This window comes from Winogradskyella sp. PC-19, assembly GCF_002163855.1.
Taxonomy (GTDB): domain Bacteria; phylum Bacteroidota; class Bacteroidia; order Flavobacteriales; family Flavobacteriaceae; genus Winogradskyella.
Window position 1 is genome coordinate 291,820 of the sequence record NZ_CP019332.1, and the last position, 18,548, is coordinate 310,367.

Below are 18,548 nucleotides of genomic sequence, written 5' to 3' on the forward strand. Positions count from 1 at the left end.
AAGGGTTTTTCTGTTAAAAGATAGTGCGTAAATGTTAATAAGTTTGTTTTATGTAAAGGTCAAAATATCGTAAATTAACACAATATAAATCAGGTGTTTACACCTTTTAATACGTTTTAATAAAAAATGACATTTGAAGTAATTACAAAGGATGATTTAAAGACTCTTAAACAGGAAATCATCACAGAACTGAAGACAATTTTAGGAAGCCAAACAGAGCAAAAAAAGTGGTTAAAATCAGCAGACGTACGTGAGCTATTAAATATTTCAGCAGGCACGTTGCAGAATTTACGAATCAACGGAACATTACCTTATACAAAAATGGGTAAAACTATGTACTATGAATATGATGATGTAATCGGAATTTTAATCCAAAACAAAAGTGCATAATGAGAATATACATACCTGAAAACTTGGATATATTCGAGTTAACGCACAATAATCCGCCAAGTTTTAAACCTTATAAGTTAGACAAGCTATGTTATATCCTGCATTTAATAAATGCTATTCCATTAATGGATAAGAATATTCAGGGCGAAGATTTTGTGCCTATCAACGCAAAAAAATTGCAGGATAAAATACAGAACTATAAAAAGTATCTTAACTATTTAGAAAGCGATTTACAAATTATTGAGTCCGATAATCATTATGTGGTTGGAGAAAAATCAAAAGGATTTCGATTTATTGAGAGATACAGAACACCTGTAAAATCAATGCAAGTTGAAGACTTCACTTTTAGAAACAAATTAAAAGCCCATAAAAATCGTAAAATAGAGTCGGTTAAACATCTTGGCTTTTTAACAAAGTGGTTTAATGATAAACTACGAATTGATTATGATTACATAGATGACTTTTTAGTTCAAGAGCATAATTTAAAAATAAAAGATAAAGCACTTTGGGAGTACGACAGAGTAAGAAAAAAATATAAGCATCCAACAAATCAAATGGTACACGCTCAAATGAGCGCACAAAGGTTAAAATGGCAAGATTATAATTTGATGTTGGATGATAATGTATATCGCTTTCATACCAATTTGACCAATATGCCAAGTCGAATTAGAAATGCTGTTACGTATGATGGCCAAAAATTAATTTCGTTAGATATTAAAAACAGTCAACCCTATTTAAGTACTATTTTGTTGAGTCGTGATTTTTGGATAGTGCAAAAATTTGAGCGAAATAAGAATAACTCATTGTCGATTGCTTTTGATGAACCGCAGAGTCGCTATTTTTCTTATCTTAAAAAAATAAATAAGGTTTTCAATGAAATAAAGAGTGATACATTAAATATTTCACATATAAATATTCATAACAATGATTCTTACATTATGTTAGGAGAAATCCCCCAATCCCTTATAAATAATGAGTTTCAAGACTATATTGATTTAGTAGTATCTGGAAAGTTATATGAGTTTTTAGAGGATGCCTTTTTACAGGAATTAGGTATTGAATTAAAAGACCGCAAAGAAGTTAAAGCAGCAGTTTTTCAAGTGTTGTTTACATCCAACCAATTTAAGGGGCAAGCAGAAGCAGCACCCAAAAGGTTATTTGAGCAAAAGTTTAAAGCGGTGTATGATGTATTTGCTAAAATAAAAAGTAAGGACAAATCTTTACTTCCAAGATTATTACAGAGCATAGAGAGTCATTTAATGATTAACATCATAGCAAAGCGTGTTTCAGAAGAATATCCATTAGCACCTATATACACTATTCACGATAGCATATCTACTACTGAAGAATATGTAGAAGTAGTTGAGCAGATTATGATGGAAGAGTTAACCAAGGCTATTGGTCATCCACCAACAATAAAACAAGAGGTATGGTGTAAAAGCAATATGGTAAAGCATCTTGAAACTTTAAAGGAGAAAGCAAAGGTTGTCGCTTAAATAAAATAATTGCACAACCATTGCATTATTAAATTTTTATCTTTGTGACTGTGAAATTTGTAACAGTCATATTATCATTAATAATACTATTGCTTTCAGCAAAGTCTTGTTCTGATGGTCAAAACATAGAAGACCAGCATCAAGACGAGATAAGTGTTAATCACAACCACCAAGGAGATAGTGACGATTCTTGTCCTGTAACTTGTATTTGTAATTGTTGCGGTATGACAATTACTTACGAACCCATCAAGACATTTGATTTAAAACTTAATATTGAAATCTCAACGGATTTAATTTCTACATATCAACCTATTTACGGGTTTAATTTCCTTTCCAATATTTGGCATCCGCCACAAGTAATCAGCTAAAACAAATCGATTTTAAATCAATTATTTAGTTAATTACAAATACAATTCAATGAATAAATACCTATTGAGCATAAAGCTCATATTAATACTTTGCCTATCGTTACAGGCACAAACATCAGACATACAAATAAAAGTCCTAACAGAAGCTGAAAACGAGCCTTTATTGGGTGCTACGGTTTATTTTGAAGCATTAGAAAAAGGAGCAGTAACCGATTTTGATGGTATTGCAGAATTTACAGAAATACCAGACGGTCAGCATCAAATAATAATTTCCTTTTTAGGCTTTGAAGCATTTGAGACAACAATTCAAATTCCAAGTAATACAGCGTTAGTCTTTAAATTAAAAGAAGGTGGCAATCAATTAGATGCTGTAGTATTGCAATCTACAAGAAGTACGAGAACCGTAAGAAAAATACCGACACGTATCGAGTTTATCGGTGCAGAGGAATTAGGAGAAAAAGCAATAATGAACCCTACTAATATTTCTATGGTGCTTCGTGAAAGTACAGGAATACAGATGCAACAAACATCATTAAGTAGTGGGAGTACCAATATTCGTATTCAAGGATTGGATGGTAGATACACACAGCTTTTAAGAGATGGGTTTCCATTATATGGTGGTTTTTCAAGTGGATTAAGTATTTTACAAATACCACCTTTAGACTTACAACAATTTGAGATTATTAAAGGAAGTTCATCAACACTTTACGGTGGAGGTGCTATTGCAGGATTAGTAAATATGGTATCTAAAACACCAGACGAAGAACCTGCATTAGACATAATGCTCACGCAGACACAAGCATTAGGAAGTACAGCCAATGTGTTTTATAGCAAACGAAATGAAAAATTCGGTGTTTCACTTTACGGCTCTGGTCACTATCAAAAAGCGTATGACCCAGAAGATGATGGTTTTAGTAATTTACCAAAAACGACATCAATTTCATTTAATCCTAAATTGTTTTATTATCCATCAGATAAAACAACACTTTGGTTTGGATTAAACGGAACGTATGATGATAGAATTGGCGGAGATATTACCAAAATTGAAAATGGTGAAGATGGTATTCATCAATACACAGAAGAGAACAATTCAAAACGATTAAGCAGTCAATTGGTATATCAAACTCAATTAGATTCTATAAGTTCATTAGAATTTAAAAATAGTGTCTCTTTTTTCGATAGAAATTTAACAGTTCCTGATTTTAATTTTGATGGCAAACAAACAAATACTTTTACTGAAATCACATATAATACAGCATCAGAAAAAACGGATTGGATAGTTGGAGCTAATCTATATACCTCAAATTTCGATGAAAATGATAACGCACCATTACAGCGAGACCAAAAAGATGTAACCTTTGGAGCATTTGCAAATAATATCTTCGACATATCAGATAATTGGATATTAGAAACAGGATTAAGAGCAGATTATAATACGGATTTCGGTTTCTTTCCACTTCCAAGAATTTCATTACTCTACAAAAATGATAGTGGATTTTCAAGTAGAATTGGTGGAGGTTTAGGGTATAAGATTCCAGATATTTTTACAGAGGAAGCCGAATATATCAATTTTGAAAATGTGCTTGCTATAGATAAATCAACAGTAGATGCAGAACGTTCATATGGTGTTAATTTCGATGTAAACTATCAAACACGGTTATCTGATGAGATTGGTTTTTCTATAAACCAATTATTTTATGTGACTGCAATAAATGATGGTCTACTTTTAAATTCTACTGATAACGGTTTATTTCAGTTTGAAAATGCACCAGATGAAATCTTTAGCAAAGGAGCAGAAACCAATATAAAATTTACTTACAAAGACTTTAGATGGTTTTTAAACTATGCGCTTATTGATACCAAACTAAATTATTTACCTGGTAATCCGCAGAAGCCATTAACCGCAAAACATAACGCAGGTAGTGTTTTGATGTACGAATCTGAAAAATGGCGAATTGGTTATGAAACCTTTTATACAGGCAAACAGTTTTTATCTAATGGAACAGAGACTACAGACTTTGTAACTATGGGCTTATTGGTGATGCGTAACTTTAAATTAGGAAGTGTATTTGTGAATTTTGAGAATTTTACAGATAGAAGACAAAGCAGGTTTTCACCTTTAGTTTTACCACCACACGACAATCCTGTTTTTCCAGAGATTTATGCACCTACAGATGGTTTTATATTTAGTGTAGGACTTATTATTAAACCATTTGGAAACGAAGACGACGATTAAATATGGAAACAATAGAACAAGTATTAGAGTCAAAAAATATTCGTGTTACAGCAATGCGTATGTTAATTTATAAGTTTCTTGCAGAAAAAGAGATAGCGGTAACATTAAGTGATATTGAAAGTGCTTTTGAAAAAGCAGATAGAACTACCTTGTACAGAACTATTAAAACTTTTGAAGAAAAGGATATTGTGCATCAAATAGACGATGGCACAGGAATTACGAAATATGCATTATGCGAAGAGGGATGTAATTGTGATATAAAAACCGATTTACACCTACACTTCCATTGTAACAATTGCAATGAAACCATTTGCCTAACAGAACATAAAATACCGCAAATTAAAGTACCTGATGGTTTTGTGTCAGAGAATGTAAATTTGGTGGTAAAAGGTATTTGCGATAAGTGTAGTGGCTAATAATTGCACTTCCATTGCACTTACTATTAAAGTACATTTATCCAAAATTAGTGGATATGAAGTTTAATACTAAAATACCTAAACATCTTAAACAGGCGTATAACGAAGAATTAAAACTATACAGTTTCTGTTTAGAAAATAAGCATTTTGGCAATGCTTGGTATCATTTAGAACGCAGTCATATCATAGGGCAATCTTATCCAATAGAACATACCTATTCACATTGGTTAATGCTAAAATTTGGATTTAGACAAAAAGATACTAAAGAAGTAATAGGTCAAATAGTTAGGTTGTTTGTGGGTGGCTGGAAATCATTTATAAATCACGTTCCACTTGGTAATACAGGTGGAGCAAACGTGCCACCATTAAAACGGATGCCTATTCCCAATGACATTGAAAAATTATTAGATATAGAATGAAAAATAAATTAGCGGTTACAAGTATCCTAACAGCAATCACAGCTTCATTGTGTTGCATCACACCTGTTTTGGCATTAATTGCAGGAACAAGTGGTGTAGCTTCAACTTTTTCTTGGATAGAACCATTTAGACCTTACTTAATAGGGCTAACTATATTAGTTCTTCTCTTTGCTTGGTATCAAAAATTAAAACCAGAAAAAGAAATCGACTGTGAATGTGAAACGGATAAAGAACCAAAATTTATGCAGTCAAAAACCTTTTTAGGCATTGTAACAGCTTTTGCAATTGTGATGTTGGCTTTCCCATACTACTCAAGTATGTTATATCCAAAAACCGAAAAACAAATCATAATAGTTGATAAATCAAATATAAAAACAATAGAGTATAAAATAAGTGGAATGACTTGTGCCAGTTGTGAAGCACACGTTAACCACGAAGTAAATAAACTTAACGGAATTGTAAACTCAAAAACATCATACGAAAATGGTAACGCAATCATTGAGTTTGACGAAACTAAAACCAATGAATTGGAGATTGAGAAAGCAATTAACGCAACAGGTTATAAAGTAACTAACAAAAAAGAAAATTAATGAAAACCATATTAAAATCGGAAATCACTTGCCCTAACTGCGGACATAAAAAAGTAGAAGATATGCCAACAAATGCTTGTCAATTCTTCTACGAGTGTGAGCATTGTAAAACGGTTCTAAAACCAAACGAAGGTGATTGTTGTGTGTATTGTTCTTATGGAACAGTTCCCTGTCCACCAATTCAAGAAAATAAAAGTTGTTGTTAAAACTAACTTGATGAAAAAAAAGAAAGTCAATTTAAGAGATTTAAAACCAAATTCAGAAGAACAACATTCTCACGATGATGGTCACGACCACGGAAATGGAAGTGCATTCAAAACATACATTCCAGCACTTATAAGTTTTGTGATGCTAATCGTAGGAATTGCTGTAGATTATTTTGATGCCATTCCTCAATTTGAAGGATGGATTCGAGTAGTTTGGTACACTTTAGCATATATTCCAGTTGGGTTTCCTGTAATTAAAGAAGGATGGAAAAGTCTTATAAAAGGCGATGTTTTTACCGAGTTCTTTTTAATGTCTATTGCCACCATTGGTGCGTTTATCATTGGTGAATATCCTGAAGGTGTGGCAGTAATGCTATTTTATGCAGTAGGAGAATTATTTCAAAACGCAGCAGTTAATAGAGCAAAAGGAAATATTAAAGCCTTATTAGATGTTAGGCCAAAAGAAGCCAATGTATTTCGTGATGGTGATTATATAAGTGTATCGCCCGAAGCTGTAAATATTGGCGAGAAAATACAAATTCGAGTAGGTGAAAAAATTCCATTGGATGGTATTTTATTATCCGAAAAAGCATCTCTAAACACCGCAGCATTAACAGGAGAAAGCAAACCAGATTCTATTCAGAAAGATGCAAAGGTTTATGCAGGTAGTATTAATTTAGAAAGCGTTATTGAAGTTGAGGTAACCAACATCTTTGAAGATAGTTCTATTGCGAGAATATTAGACTTGGTTCAAAATGCAACAGCTCGTAAGTCTAAAACAGAATTGTTTATCAGACAGTTTGCTCGTATCTACACACCAATTGTAGTGTTTTTAGCTATTGGTGTTACTTTTATACCTTACTTTTTTGTAGATGATTATGTATTTAGAGATTGGTTATACAGAGCATTAATTTTCTTGGTAATATCTTGTCCTTGTGCGTTAGTGATTTCAATACCATTAGGTTATTTCGGTGGTTTGGGAGCAGCTTCAAAAAATGGAATTTTATTTAAAGGTGCTTCATTTTTAGATGCAATGACCAAGATAAATACTTTGGTAATGGACAAAACAGGAACCGTTACCAAAGGTGTTTTTAAAATCAAAGAAGTAAAAGCAATCGGTTGGAAAGAAACCGAATTTATGCAATACTTAATGGCGATGGAAGAACAATCCACGCATCCAATTGCTAAAGCCATTTTAGAGTACAAAGCTGAAGGAGAAGATTTTGAAGCACAAGACGTTTCTGAAATTGCAGGTAAAGGTTTAAAAGGCGTTGTTAATGGTAAAACTGTTTTAGTAGGTAACAAAGCCTTGATGACTACCAATAGTATTGATATTCCAAGTGAAACGGAAACTATTGTAGAATCTATAGTATTAGTTGCAATCGATAATCAATTTGCAGGTTATGTAGTCATAGCAGATGAATTAAAAGAGGATGCAAAAGAAACTATTACAGAATTACACAAAGTAGGCATTAAAAATATTATGATGCTTTCCGGTGATAAAGATTCCATTACGCAACAAGTCGCTAAAGAGTTGAATATCGAAAATGCTAAAGGTGGTTTACTACCAGAAGATAAATTAAACGAAGTTGAAATTTTAAAGAAAAATCCTGAAAACAAAATAGCCTTTATAGGTGATGGTATTAACGATGCACCAGTTTTAGCAGCGAGTAACGTTGGTATTGCAATGGGTGGTTTAGGTAGTGATGTAGCTATTGAAACAGCAGACGTTATAATTCAAACAGACCAGCCTTCAAAAGTAGTTAGAGCCATTAAAATAAGTCGTTCTACAAGAAAAATTGTTTGGCAGAATATCATTTTAGCGTTTGGAGTTAAAGTTATTGTATTGATATTAGGAGCAGGTGGTTTAGCCACAATGTGGGAAGCAGTTTTTGCAGATGTAGGAGTAGCATTATTAGCAATTTTAAATGCAGTTAGATTACAACGAATGAGTTGGGATTAAGCAGATTATTCAATTAAACTTCTGTTAAACAAAATCAATAGTTGTTAAAATTTCGTAACTTCGCAATCAATATGAAGCAGTTTTTCCATAAAATAATGTCTTTAGCAATGGCTTTTGTAGTGTTATGCTCTACAATGTCATTTACTGTGAATATGCATTATTGTGGAGATACTTTAGTAGAAACTGCTATCTTTCAAAAAGCCAAAGGGTGCGGAATGGAAATGGAAAAGCCTTCAACCGAAGGATGTTCTATTACCAAAAAAAATTGTTGTGATGATGAACAATTAGCAATTGAAGGTCAAGACGAATTACAATTGCAAGTTGACAAAATCTCATTTGAGCAACAGGTATTCATCGCTTCATTTGTTTATACTTTTATTAACCTTTTTGAAGGTTTAGACAATAATGTATCTACTTACGAAGAATATAAACCGCCACTCGTCGTCAGGCAACTCTACAAGATTGACGAGACATACTTAATTTGATTTTTAAACAATAGACTCTTTTATCCTATGACTGCAATGTCGTAAGGATAATTTGCTGTATTCGGTGTTTTTCAAACACCAATGTCTAATTGTTTAATTATCAAAGCCAATGCTAAATAAAAGCATCAAATTTTTAATAGAAAATAAACTCGTAGCAGTTTTATTATTAGTTCTCTTTATAGGTTGGGGAACAGTCAACGCACCTTTCAATTGGGATACAGGATTCTTACCAAGCAATCCTGTTGCTGTAGATGCCATACCAGATATAGGTGAAAATCAACAAATCGTTTTTACCAAATGGGATGGTCGCTCACCACAAGATATAGAAGACCAAATAACGTATCCATTAACCACATCCTTGTTAGGGATTCCTGGAGTAAAAACCATTCGTAGTTCCTCTATGTTCGGCTTTTCAAGTATCTATATCATTTTTGAAGAAGACATAGAATTTTACTGGAGTAGAAGTCGTATTCTCGAAAAACTTAATTCCTTACCAAGTGGTTTATTACCCGAAGGTGTTAATCCTGCATTGGGTCCAGATGCCACAGGATTAGGACAAATATTTTGGTACACGCTTGAAGGTCGTGATGAAAACGGTAATGTAACTGGTGGTTGGGATTTACAGGAATTACGAAGTATTCAGGATTACTATGTAAAGTATGCGTTGTCCTCTGCAAGTGGTGTTTCAGAGGTTGCTTCTATTGGTGGCTATGTTCAAGAATATCAAGTGGATGTAAATCCAGAACTAATGCGTCAATATAATATTGGATTGCATCACGTTGTAAAAGCGGTTAAGGAAAGCAATAAAGATATTGGTGCACAAACTTTGGAAATTAACCAAGCCGAATATTTAGTGCGTGGTTTGGGTTATGTAAAATCCATTGCAGACATCGAAAATGCAGTCGTCACTTCAGAAGACTATACAGCAATAAAAATCAAAGATATTGGAAAAGTCTCTTTAGGTCCTGCAACTCGACGTGGATTATTAGATAAAGAAGGTGCTGAAGTTGTTGGTGCTGTTGTTGTGGCTCGTTATGGTGCAAACCCGATGGAAGTAATCAATAACGTAAAGGAAAAAATTAATGAATTAAGTGCAGGATTACCTTCAAAAGTATTAGCGGATGGTAGAACGTCCCAAGTAACCATAATCCCTTTTTATGATAGAACTGAACTGATACAAGAAACTTTAGGTACACTCAATGAGGCATTGACTTTAGAAATTCTAATAACCATTCTGGTCATAATCATTATGGTGTTTAATCTTCGAGCTTCAGTACTAATTTCTGGACTACTGCCAGTAGCAGTTTTAATGGTATTTATAGCGATGAAACTCTTTGGTGTCGATGCCAATATAGTTGCCCTATCAGGTATTGCTATTGCCATTGGTACTATGGTCGATGTTGGTGTCATACTATCAGAAAATATCATTCGACATTTAGATGAAGATGATGGCACACAATCCATTAATACGGTAGTTTACAATGCTACAGCCGAAGTTTCTGGTGCAATTGTAACCGCAGTAATGACCACAATTATCAGTTTCATTCCTGTATTTACGATGATTGGAGCAGAAGGAAAACTGTTTAGACCATTAGCATTCACAAAAACTTTTGCATTAACAGCATCCATTATTGTAGCGTTATTTTTGATTCCACCGTTTGCTGCATTCTTATTCCGAAAGAAAAACATTAAAAACACTTTTAAATATGTTTTAAATGGTGTTTTAATAGCGTTAGGTATCGCTGCAATTATCTATGGGTATTGGTTAGGTTTGATATTAATAGCTTTTGGAATTACAGCACTTCTCAACCATCAAAATAAGATAACGGACAAACAAGCTAACCTTATTAATATTATTATTTCAGCATCAGCAATCGTATTCTTGTTAGCTGAATATTGGAGACCATTAGGCGTTGATAAAAGCATTTTCTGGAACCTCATTTTTGTTAGTGTTATTTGCTTTGGTTTATTGGGTGTTTTCTCATTATTCATCAAATATTACACACGCATTTTAAGGTGGTGTTTAGATAATAAGCTACTCTTTTTGTCTGCCCCAACAGCAATTGTAATTGCAGGTTTTTTCATTATGAAAAACACAGGTAAAGAGTTTATGCCATCATTAAATGAAGGCTCATTTCTACTAATGCCAACCTCGATGCCTCATTCTGGAGTAGAAGAAAACAAAAGGGTTTTACAGCAACTAGATATGGCAGTAGCAAGTATTCCAGAGATTGAAACAGTAGTTGGTAAAGCAGGTCGTACAGAATCAGCTTTAGACCCAGCACCATTATCAATGTATGAAAATATTATTCAGTACAAACCAGAATATATGCTGAATGAAAACGGAGTACGCCAACGTTACAAAGTAAATGATGATGGCTTATTTGAGTTGAAAAATGGGCGTTTGGTTTCTAATCCTAATAATTCCGAAAACGTCATTTTTAGCACTATAAAAAGGTCTCAATTAATTGAAGATGATGATGGCGAGTACTATCGTAACTGGCGACCAGAAATTGAATCACCAGACGATATTTGGAATGAAATCGTAAGAGTTACAAAATTACCAGGTGTTACATCTGCACCAAAATTACAGCCTATTGAAACTCGATTAGTAATGCTGCAAACAGGAATGCGAGCACCAATGGGTATCAAGGTAAAAGGTCAAGATTTAAAACAAATTGAAGCGTTTGGTGTGCAGTTAGAGGATATTTTGAAACAAGCTGAAGGTGTAAAAGATGAAGCTGTTTTTGCAGACCGTATCGTAGGGAAACCCTATTTGTTAATTGATATTGATAGAGAAAAAATTGCACGTTATGGTATTTCAATACAAGATGTACAAGATGTACTTAAAGTTGCAGTTGGCGGAATGGTATTAACCCAAACCGTTGAAGGTAGAGAGCGTTATGGTGTACGTGTTCGATACCCAAGAGAGTTAAGAGCTAATCCAACCGACTTAAAACAGATTTATGTACCAGTAGAAAAAGGCAGTCCAGTTCCTTTAAGCGAATTGGCAACAATAAAATATGAACAAGGTCCACAAGTAATTAAAAGTGAAGACACCTTTTTAGTAGGCTATGTATTATTTGATAAAATGGATGGTTTCGCAGAAGTAAGTGTTGTAGAAAATGCACAAGCCTTAATTCAAGAAAAAATAGATAATGGCGAATTAGTAGTACCAAAAGGTATTAATTATCAATTCACAGGAACATACGAAAATCAGTTGCGAGCCGAAAAAACCTTGTCGGTTGTTGTGCCTTTAGCATTAGCAATTATTTTCTTAATTCTGTATTTCCAATTCCGTTCTGTAGGTACATCATTAATGGTATTTACAGGTATTGCAGTAGCATTTGCAGGCGGATTTCTAATGATATGGCTCTATGGTCAAGATTGGTTTTTAAACTTCAATTTCTTTGGCGAAAATCTACGTGATTTATTTCAGATGCATCCTATTAATTTAAGTGTTGCAGTTTGGGTGGGCTTTATTGCTCTTTTCGGAATTGCAACGGATGATGGTGTAGTTATGGCAACGTATTTAACGCAAACTTTCAATAGAAACACACCAGATAATAAAAAGGAAGTAAGAACATCTGTTGTAGAAGCAGGAGAAAAACGTATCAGACCTTGCTTAATGACAACAGCTACAACCATATTAGCATTATTACCAGTATTAACATCAACAGGACGTGGTAGCGATATTATGATTCCTATGGCAATACCAAGTTTTGGTGGAATGCTTATAGCCTTAATAACCTTATTTGTAGTACCAGTATTATATAGCTGGAAAGCCGAAGTTCAACTTAAAAGAACTGTAAAATGAAACACATAAAATCACACATAAAAACAGTCTTTTTTCTTTGTTCGTTATTCTTTGTTCTCAAAGGAAATGCACAACAATTAGAAGTACTCATAGATGAAGCCTTAACAAACAATCCAGAAATTCAAAAGTTTGAGTTACAATACAAAAGAGCTTCTGAAAAAGTGAATGAAGTCAATACCATTCCGAACACCGAATTTGGAGTTGGTTACTTTGTAAGTGAACCGGAAACCAGAACAGGTGCACAACGCTTTAAAGTATCTGCTAAACAAATGTTACCGTGGTTCGGAACCATTACATCGAGAGAAAATTATGTGAGTTCATTGGCAGATGCTAAATACGAGGACATTGTTATCGCAAAGCGAAAACTAATGGCTTCGGTATCACAATCCTATTATAATCTATACGCGAACAAAGCAAAGCAAGAGGTCTTAACTGAAAACATTAAACTATTAGAAACTTATGAGACGTTGGCATTAACTTCTGTTGAGGTTGGTAAAGCATCCGCAGTAGATGTGTTGCGATTGCAAATGCGTCAAAACGAAATGCAACAATTAAAAGATGTATTGCAACAACAATTTTTAGCAGAACAAACCAAATTCAATAATCTATTGAATAGAGATAATGATGTTACCGTGAATGTGGTAGATAGTGTAATGATACCTTCTGAAGACTTTGATATTACTTCTGAAAATTTAGCATTACATCCTGAATTACTAAAATATGATAAGCTCTATCAATCCATAGAGCAATCAGAATTATTAAATCAAAAAGAAAGCAGTCCAATGATTGGTTTTGGATTAGATTATATCAATGTTTCAGAAAGGCCAAATATGGATTTCAGCGATAACGGAAAGGATATTGTAATGCCAATGGTTTCGGTGTCAATCCCAATCTTCAATAAGAAATATAAATCCCAAACCAAACAAAACGAGTTAGAACAGCAAGAAATAACAGTTCAAAAGCAGGAACGATTAAACACTTTGGAAACACTTTTAAGCAAGGCGATTAATGAGCGTATTTCTGCAAGAATAAGTTATACTACTCAAACTAAAAACCTAAAACAAGCAAAAGATGCAGAAGATATTTTAATCAAAAGCTATGAAACAGGAACGATTGATTTTAATGATGTTTTAGACATTCAAGAGTTACAGCTAAAGTTTCAAATGAACCAAATAGAATCTGTGAAGACCTACTTTGTACAAACTACTATAATTAATTATTTAACTAATTAAACTATGAATAAATCAACATATATAATCGTATTGGTAATAATGGTAATTGCTTTTACCTCTTGCCAAAACACACACAAAAAAGAAGTCTCAATATTAGTAAAACATTCGGGAGCTTTAAGAACAATAATGTCTGGTAACATTCAACCCGTAATTAGTTTAGATACACTTTCAAAAAAGAAACATCTATATGCTCTTGGTGCTGTAGATAATCTCAAAGGTGAAATACAAATATTTGATAGTAAACCGAGCAACAGCTTTGTGATTGATAGTAGCTTGCAAATTAAAGATTCTTATAGTCTAAAAGCGTCTTTATTAGTATATGCTGAAGTGGAAGAATGGGATACTTTTCAAATCGAGAATAGTAAGACAAAAAGTGATTTAGAAGAACAAATTTTTGAACTCGCCACAAATAGTGGAATCAATACTGAAGAACCATTTCCTTTCTTATTAGAAGGTATAATCGCCTCTGTGGATTGGCACGTCATAAATTGGAAAGATGGTGATACTATCCACAACCATAAAAAGCATAAGGAATCTGGTTTAAATGGAACTTTAGCAAATAGAAGAGTTCAAATTATAGGCTTCTATTCCACAAAGCATAAAGCAGTTTTCACTCATCATACTACCAATATGCATATGCATTTTAAAACTGATGATAATGCTATTGCTGGTCATATTGATGATTTATCATTTAATCAAACAGTAACATTAAAGCTACCAAAAAAATGAAACATATATATAAAATAAAAGGAATGACCTGTGGCAGTTGTAAAGCATCTGTAGAAAACAGTTTAAGAGATATAGATGATGTTTCCGATGTCGAAGTTAATCTTGAAAATCAAGAAGCAACAATAACTATGGATAAACATATTGATATTGTAGAACTTCAAAAGTCTTTAGCATCGAAATATACCATAACTCAAAAAGAAATAAAGAATGTTTTTACGTCTACGCAATCTTCAAGTTTTGAGATTGAAGAAGAAAAAAGCAAATTACAACAACTTAAACCACTATTACTCATCATCTTCTATATAGCGTCAGCAAGCGTATTGTTAAATTATAAAAATTGGAGTTGGAGCGAGTTTATGCTGGAGTTTATGGGCTTATTCTACATCGTTTTTAGTTTTTTCAAGATGTTAGATTTAAAAGGTTTTCCAGAATCCTTTCGTATGTACGACCCTTTAGCTAAACGTGTTCCTTTTTATGGGAAAGTTTATCCATTTATTGAAACAGCTTTAGGACTGATGTTTTTAATGCGGTTTGAAATTAATATAGCTTTAATAATTACACTAATAGTATTAGGGATAACAACAATTGGAGTAACAAAAACATTATTGGACAAAAAATCAATACGATGTGCGTGTTTAGGTACTGCTTTAAAATTACCTATGACAGAAGCCACTTTTATTGAAAATGCTATTATGATTGTAATGGCGACATTAATGCTTATAAATTAAATTGTTATGGTAAATAGACATACGGCGTTAAAAATTAGAAAAACCCACAGGTATTTGGGTCTCTTTTTAGGGATTCAATTCCTGTTTTGGACTATTAGTGGTTTATACTTTAGTTGGACGAACATCGATGAAATACACGGAGACCAATTTAAAAACTTGGAGTATCAACCCAAAGCATTTAATAGTTTAATAAGTCCTTCAGAAATGGATGTTTCAAATGGAATAAAGACTATTGAATTAAGAGATATTGATAATGCACCGTACTATTGGATAAATAAAGAGCAATTGTATAATGCTTTAGATGGAATGCCAAAAAATAGTATTACGCAGGATGAGGCACTCTATATTGCCAAAAACCATATGAAAAGTGGTTTAGAGGTAGAATCTGTTGAGCAAATTACTGAAACTGGAAAACACCACGAGTATCGAGAAAAACTACTACCTGCTTATGTTATCTCATATAAAACAGATGAAGCACTAAAAGCATACGTTTCTGTAAGCGACGGAAAATTTCAAACCGTAAGACATCGTTCTTGGCGTTGGTTTGATTTTCTTTGGATGACACATACTATGGACTATGAAGGCAGAGACAATTTTAATACCATTGTTTTGAGAGCATTTTCACTTTTAGGATTGATAACCGTTTTAAGTGGGTTTTTGTTGTGGTACACCTCGTCACCTTCAATTAAGAAATTATTAAAACGAAAAAAATAAAGAAATGAAAAAATATATAGTTTATCTCGGAATATTAGCTGTAGGTCTACTTTTAGGGTGGATACTGTTTGGTGGCTCATCAAAAGAAGATACAGACCATAATCACGATGCAGTTACAGAAACCAATCAAATGTGGACCTGTTCAATGCATCCACAGATTATGCAACCAGCAGCAGGAGATTGCCCCATTTGTGGTATGGATTTAATTCCTGCAGAAAGCGGAAGTGATGGTTTATTAGCAGGCCAATTTAAGCTTACAGAAAACGCTATGGCTTTGGCTAATATTCAAACAACTGTTGTCGGTAAAGGCAATGCAGAAGGCAATACCATTAAACTATCTGGTAAGATTGCCGAAAATGAAGAAGCCAATGCGGTACAGGTAAGTTACTTTTCAGGTAGAATTGAACATTTGAATGTGAGTTTTACAGGCGAAGAAGTTCATAAAGGTCAGTTATTAGCAACCATTTATTCGCCAGAACTCTATGCAGCGCAACAAGAATTGATTACAGCAGCATCTTTAAAAGAATCACAACCAGCTTTATACAAAGCGGTTCGTAATAAATTGAAGTTATGGAAGCTCTCTGAAAATCAAATCAATCAGATTGAAGAAACCCAAAAAGTGAAAGAAAACTTTCCTGTGTATGCAACCGTTTCAGGAACAGTTACCGAAAAATTAGTAGAGCAAGGCGATTTCATAAAACAAGGTCAACCGTTATTGAAGATTGCCAATCTCAACACGGTTTGGGCAAATTTTGATGTCTATGAAAACCAGATAGAGTTATTTAAAAAAGGTCAAGAAGTTTCTGTATCTACCAATGCAAATGCAAATAAGGTATTTAAAGGAAAAGTCGATTTCATAGACCCAATTTTGAACAGTAAAACAAGAACAATAACCTTACGTGTAGTTCTAAATAATAAAGATGATGTATTTAAACCAGGAATGTTTGTGTCTGCAAATATTGATAGTGTTAAGAATGAAAATAAAGAAATCTTATCGATTCCTGCATCTGCTGTGTTATGGACTGGAGAACGCTCTGTGGTTTACTTAAAAACAAATCCAGACCAAACCGTTTTTGAAATGCAAGAAGTAGTTTTAGGTAATCAAATAGGTAATGAATATGAAGTTTTAGAAGGTTTATTAGTTGGAAATGAAATAGTGACTAACGGAACATTTACAGTTGATGCAGCTGCACAATTACAAGGCAAAAAATCTATGATGAATAAAGATGGTGGTAAAGTAATGACTGGACACGAAGGACATTTAGGTATGGATAACAATGCATCCAACAAACAAACTGACCATACCAATATGAATGAGCGTTTGGAAGTATCAGAGAAATTTCAACAACAGTTAAATAGTGTTTACAATGAATATATCAATTTAAAAGATGCTTTAGTAAAAGAAGATTCAAAAAGTACTTCAACAAGCGCATCAACTTTACTAAACAATTTAACCAAAGTAAATATGAAATTGTTGTCAGATAATAAGGCGCATAACCATTGGATGTCATTAGAAAAGGAAATAAAATCTTCAGCGACCTCAATTTCTGAAACGTCAGATATAAAACTTCAAAGAAACCATTTCAAGCATTTGTCATCACATCTAATCAATGCTGTTCAACTATTTGGTGTAAATGAAAAAGTCTATTTAGAATTTTGTCCAATGGCAGATAATAACAAGGGTGCGTTTTGGTTGAGCAAAGAAGAAAAAGTAATCAATCCATATTTTGGCGAAGCAATGCTAACCTGTGGTGAAGTAAAACAAATAATAGAATAATAACAATTAAATTTTAAACAATGAAAAGAGTAATTTTAAGTATCGCTGTAATAGCATTATTAGGTTTAACAAGTTGTAAAAACGAAACCAAAAAAGAAACAGAAACAACGACTATAGAAATGTCAAAAGATATGGCAATGACAGAGCTGTCTTTTGGTGTGAGAGGAAATTGTGGAATGTGTAAAAACACCATCGAAAAAGCAGCTAACGGTGTTGAAGGTGTTGCAAGTGCTAATTGGGATGTCGATAAAAAGAAGATTGATGTGTCTTTTGATGATACAAAAACCGATGCAATGGCAATCCATAAAGCAATCGCAGCTTCAGGATATGATACCGAAAAAGTAGCAGGTGATGAAGAAGCATATGATGGTTTACCAGGTTGTTGTAAATACGACCACGAAATGATGATGAATCAATCAGGTGAAACAAAAAGTGATGACCATTCAAATCACGACCATTAAGCAATAATGAAAGAGTCTTTTTCGGAAGGCTCTTTTTTATTCCCCACAACCCAAAATCCAGTTTTTTCGTACCTCAAAATCCTCTGTCTTTTGTGTTGTTCCGCTCACCTAACAAGTTTAGCGTTTTTTTGTCTTTAAGGTAATAGCATATTACAGCTTTGGTTTTCATAAAATCAAACCAAACTGCAATAAGCTATTCTGTTATTATTATATCATAAAACCCTAAACTCACCCAAGCTATGTTACATAATACAAGTTATAGTAGCAAAAATCCTTTCAAAGGTTTGCTAACGCAGTATTCTTATATTTTCGTAGCTATAACTGGTATTATGTAAAATATCCGCTTAACCCACGCTCACATTGGAACACACAACCACATTTGGAACTCTAATGAAACAGAAGTAAGATAAAGTAGGTTAGAATATTAGTTATCTCATTCATCTGCACAAAACCATCGTTAAGTCCAAGTATTCCTTACCTCAAGTCTTTGTTTGTTTCATTTCGTTAACAAATATCAAGAA

Annotated in this window: 17 protein-coding genes; all 17 read left to right on the top strand. The window is 33.3% G+C overall.

Annotated elements, in window-relative coordinates; all coding sequences use genetic code 11:
• The first annotated feature begins 126 nt into the window (after nucleotides 1-126).
• Nucleotides 127-390, top strand: a complete 264-nt coding sequence (locus tag BTO05_RS01405) for a helix-turn-helix domain-containing protein (protein WP_079738437.1) — start codon at nucleotides 127-129, stop codon at nucleotides 388-390.
• The gene (locus tag BTO05_RS01410; protein ID WP_087490948.1) at nucleotides 390-1,886 is read left to right on the top strand and encodes a hypothetical protein; all 1,497 of its coding nucleotides are present in this window, start codon (nucleotides 390-392) and stop codon (nucleotides 1,884-1,886) included. Before BTO05_RS01405 ends, BTO05_RS01410 begins: the two co-directional genes overlap by 1 nt.
• A 50-nt stretch (nucleotides 1,887-1,936) precedes the next feature.
• Complete coding sequence (locus tag BTO05_RS01415; protein WP_087490949.1) at nucleotides 1,937-2,254, top strand: DUF6660 family protein; 318 nt, start codon at nucleotides 1,937-1,939, stop codon at nucleotides 2,252-2,254.
• Between the two features lie 49 nt (nucleotides 2,255-2,303).
• Nucleotides 2,304-4,490 carry a TonB-dependent receptor gene (locus BTO05_RS01420; protein WP_087490950.1) on the top strand — a complete coding sequence of 729 codons (2,187 nt, stop codon included), beginning with the start codon at nucleotides 2,304-2,306 and terminating at the stop codon, nucleotides 4,488-4,490.
• Nucleotides 4,491-4,492: 2 nt separating this feature from the next.
• The gene (locus BTO05_RS01425) at nucleotides 4,493-4,906 is read left to right on the top strand and encodes a Fur family transcriptional regulator (protein ID WP_087490951.1); all 414 of its coding nucleotides are present in this window, start codon (nucleotides 4,493-4,495) and stop codon (nucleotides 4,904-4,906) included.
• Between the two features lie 56 nt (nucleotides 4,907-4,962).
• Nucleotides 4,963-5,325, top strand: coding sequence for a DUF3703 domain-containing protein (locus BTO05_RS01430; RefSeq protein WP_087493250.1), 363 nt, complete (start codon nucleotides 4,963-4,965; stop codon nucleotides 5,323-5,325).
• Nucleotides 5,322-5,915 carry a mercuric transport protein MerTP gene (gene merTP, locus BTO05_RS01435; RefSeq protein WP_069674101.1) on the top strand — a complete coding sequence of 198 codons (594 nt, stop codon included), beginning with the start codon at nucleotides 5,322-5,324 and terminating at the stop codon, nucleotides 5,913-5,915. The genes BTO05_RS01430 and merTP overlap by 4 nt, the downstream gene beginning before the upstream one ends.
• A complete protein-coding gene (locus BTO05_RS01440) occupies nucleotides 5,915-6,121 on the top strand; it encodes a GDCCVxC domain-containing (seleno)protein (protein ID WP_083236541.1) in 207 nt (68 codons plus the stop codon). The genes merTP and BTO05_RS01440 overlap by 1 nt, the downstream gene beginning before the upstream one ends.
• Nucleotides 6,122-6,131: 10 nt before the next feature.
• Nucleotides 6,132-8,084, top strand: coding sequence for a heavy metal translocating P-type ATPase (locus tag BTO05_RS01445; RefSeq protein ID WP_087490952.1), 1,953 nt, complete (start codon nucleotides 6,132-6,134; stop codon nucleotides 8,082-8,084).
• 71 nt (nucleotides 8,085-8,155) lie between these two features.
• Nucleotides 8,156-8,569, top strand: a complete 414-nt coding sequence (locus tag BTO05_RS01450) for an HYC_CC_PP family protein (RefSeq protein WP_224476888.1) — start codon at nucleotides 8,156-8,158, stop codon at nucleotides 8,567-8,569.
• Nucleotides 8,570-8,678: 109 nt separating this feature from the next.
• Nucleotides 8,679-12,386, top strand: coding sequence for an efflux RND transporter permease subunit (locus tag BTO05_RS01455; protein WP_087490953.1), 3,708 nt, complete (start codon nucleotides 8,679-8,681; stop codon nucleotides 12,384-12,386).
• Nucleotides 12,383-13,618 (top strand): TolC family protein, encoded by a 1,236-nt coding sequence (locus tag BTO05_RS01460; RefSeq protein WP_069674103.1) that lies wholly within the window; start codon nucleotides 12,383-12,385, stop codon nucleotides 13,616-13,618. The genes BTO05_RS01455 and BTO05_RS01460 overlap by 4 nt, the downstream gene beginning before the upstream one ends.
• Before the next feature lie 3 nt (nucleotides 13,619-13,621).
• Entirely contained in the window at nucleotides 13,622-14,347 is a 726-nt protein-coding gene (locus BTO05_RS01465; RefSeq protein WP_069674104.1) for an acetolactate decarboxylase, read from the top strand.
• Nucleotides 14,344-15,075: a heavy-metal-associated domain-containing protein gene (locus tag BTO05_RS01470; protein WP_087490954.1), complete on the top strand. Its 732-nt coding sequence runs from the start codon at nucleotides 14,344-14,346 to the stop codon at nucleotides 15,073-15,075. The genes BTO05_RS01465 and BTO05_RS01470 overlap by 4 nt, the downstream gene beginning before the upstream one ends.
• A gap of 6 nt (nucleotides 15,076-15,081) precedes the next feature.
• Nucleotides 15,082-15,789, top strand: a complete 708-nt coding sequence (locus tag BTO05_RS01475; RefSeq protein ID WP_069674106.1) for a PepSY domain-containing protein — start codon at nucleotides 15,082-15,084, stop codon at nucleotides 15,787-15,789.
• A 4-nt stretch (nucleotides 15,790-15,793) separates the two neighbouring features.
• Nucleotides 15,794-17,566, top strand: a complete 1,773-nt coding sequence (locus BTO05_RS01480; RefSeq protein ID WP_087490955.1) for an efflux RND transporter periplasmic adaptor subunit — start codon at nucleotides 15,794-15,796, stop codon at nucleotides 17,564-17,566.
• Nucleotides 17,567-17,586: 20 nt separating this feature from the next.
• Nucleotides 17,587-18,027: a heavy-metal-associated domain-containing protein gene (locus BTO05_RS01485; RefSeq protein WP_087490956.1), complete on the top strand. Its 441-nt coding sequence runs from the start codon at nucleotides 17,587-17,589 to the stop codon at nucleotides 18,025-18,027.
• The last annotated feature ends 521 nt before the right edge of the window (nucleotides 18,028-18,548 follow it).

Bases quoted from the DNA above. Each gene is read 5' to 3' on its own strand.
- BTO05_RS01405 (WP_079738437.1), top strand. From the start codon at position 127: ATGACATTTGAAGTAATTACAAAGGATGATTTAAAGACTCTTAAACAG.
- BTO05_RS01410 (WP_087490948.1), top strand. From the start codon at position 390: ATGAGAATATACATACCTGAAAACTTGGATATATTCGAGTTAACGCAC.
- BTO05_RS01420 (WP_087490950.1), top strand. From the start codon at position 2,304: ATGAATAAATACCTATTGAGCATAAAGCTCATATTAATACTTTGCCTA.
- BTO05_RS01425 (WP_087490951.1), top strand. From the start codon at position 4,493: ATGGAAACAATAGAACAAGTATTAGAGTCAAAAAATATTCGTGTTACA.
- BTO05_RS01430 (WP_087493250.1), top strand. From the start codon at position 4,963: ATGAAGTTTAATACTAAAATACCTAAACATCTTAAACAGGCGTATAAC.
- merTP (WP_069674101.1), top strand. From the start codon at position 5,322: ATGAAAAATAAATTAGCGGTTACAAGTATCCTAACAGCAATCACAGCT.
- BTO05_RS01440 (WP_083236541.1), top strand. From the start codon at position 5,915: ATGAAAACCATATTAAAATCGGAAATCACTTGCCCTAACTGCGGACAT.
- BTO05_RS01445 (WP_087490952.1), top strand. From the start codon at position 6,132: ATGAAAAAAAAGAAAGTCAATTTAAGAGATTTAAAACCAAATTCAGAA.
- BTO05_RS01450 (WP_224476888.1), top strand. From the start codon at position 8,156: ATGAAGCAGTTTTTCCATAAAATAATGTCTTTAGCAATGGCTTTTGTA.
- BTO05_RS01455 (WP_087490953.1), top strand. From the start codon at position 8,679: ATGCTAAATAAAAGCATCAAATTTTTAATAGAAAATAAACTCGTAGCA.
- BTO05_RS01460 (WP_069674103.1), top strand. From the start codon at position 12,383: ATGAAACACATAAAATCACACATAAAAACAGTCTTTTTTCTTTGTTCG.
- BTO05_RS01465 (WP_069674104.1), top strand. From the start codon at position 13,622: ATGAATAAATCAACATATATAATCGTATTGGTAATAATGGTAATTGCT.
- BTO05_RS01470 (WP_087490954.1), top strand. From the start codon at position 14,344: ATGAAACATATATATAAAATAAAAGGAATGACCTGTGGCAGTTGTAAA.
- BTO05_RS01475 (WP_069674106.1), top strand. From the start codon at position 15,082: ATGGTAAATAGACATACGGCGTTAAAAATTAGAAAAACCCACAGGTAT.
- BTO05_RS01480 (WP_087490955.1), top strand. From the start codon at position 15,794: ATGAAAAAATATATAGTTTATCTCGGAATATTAGCTGTAGGTCTACTT.
- BTO05_RS01485 (WP_087490956.1), top strand. From the start codon at position 17,587: ATGAAAAGAGTAATTTTAAGTATCGCTGTAATAGCATTATTAGGTTTA.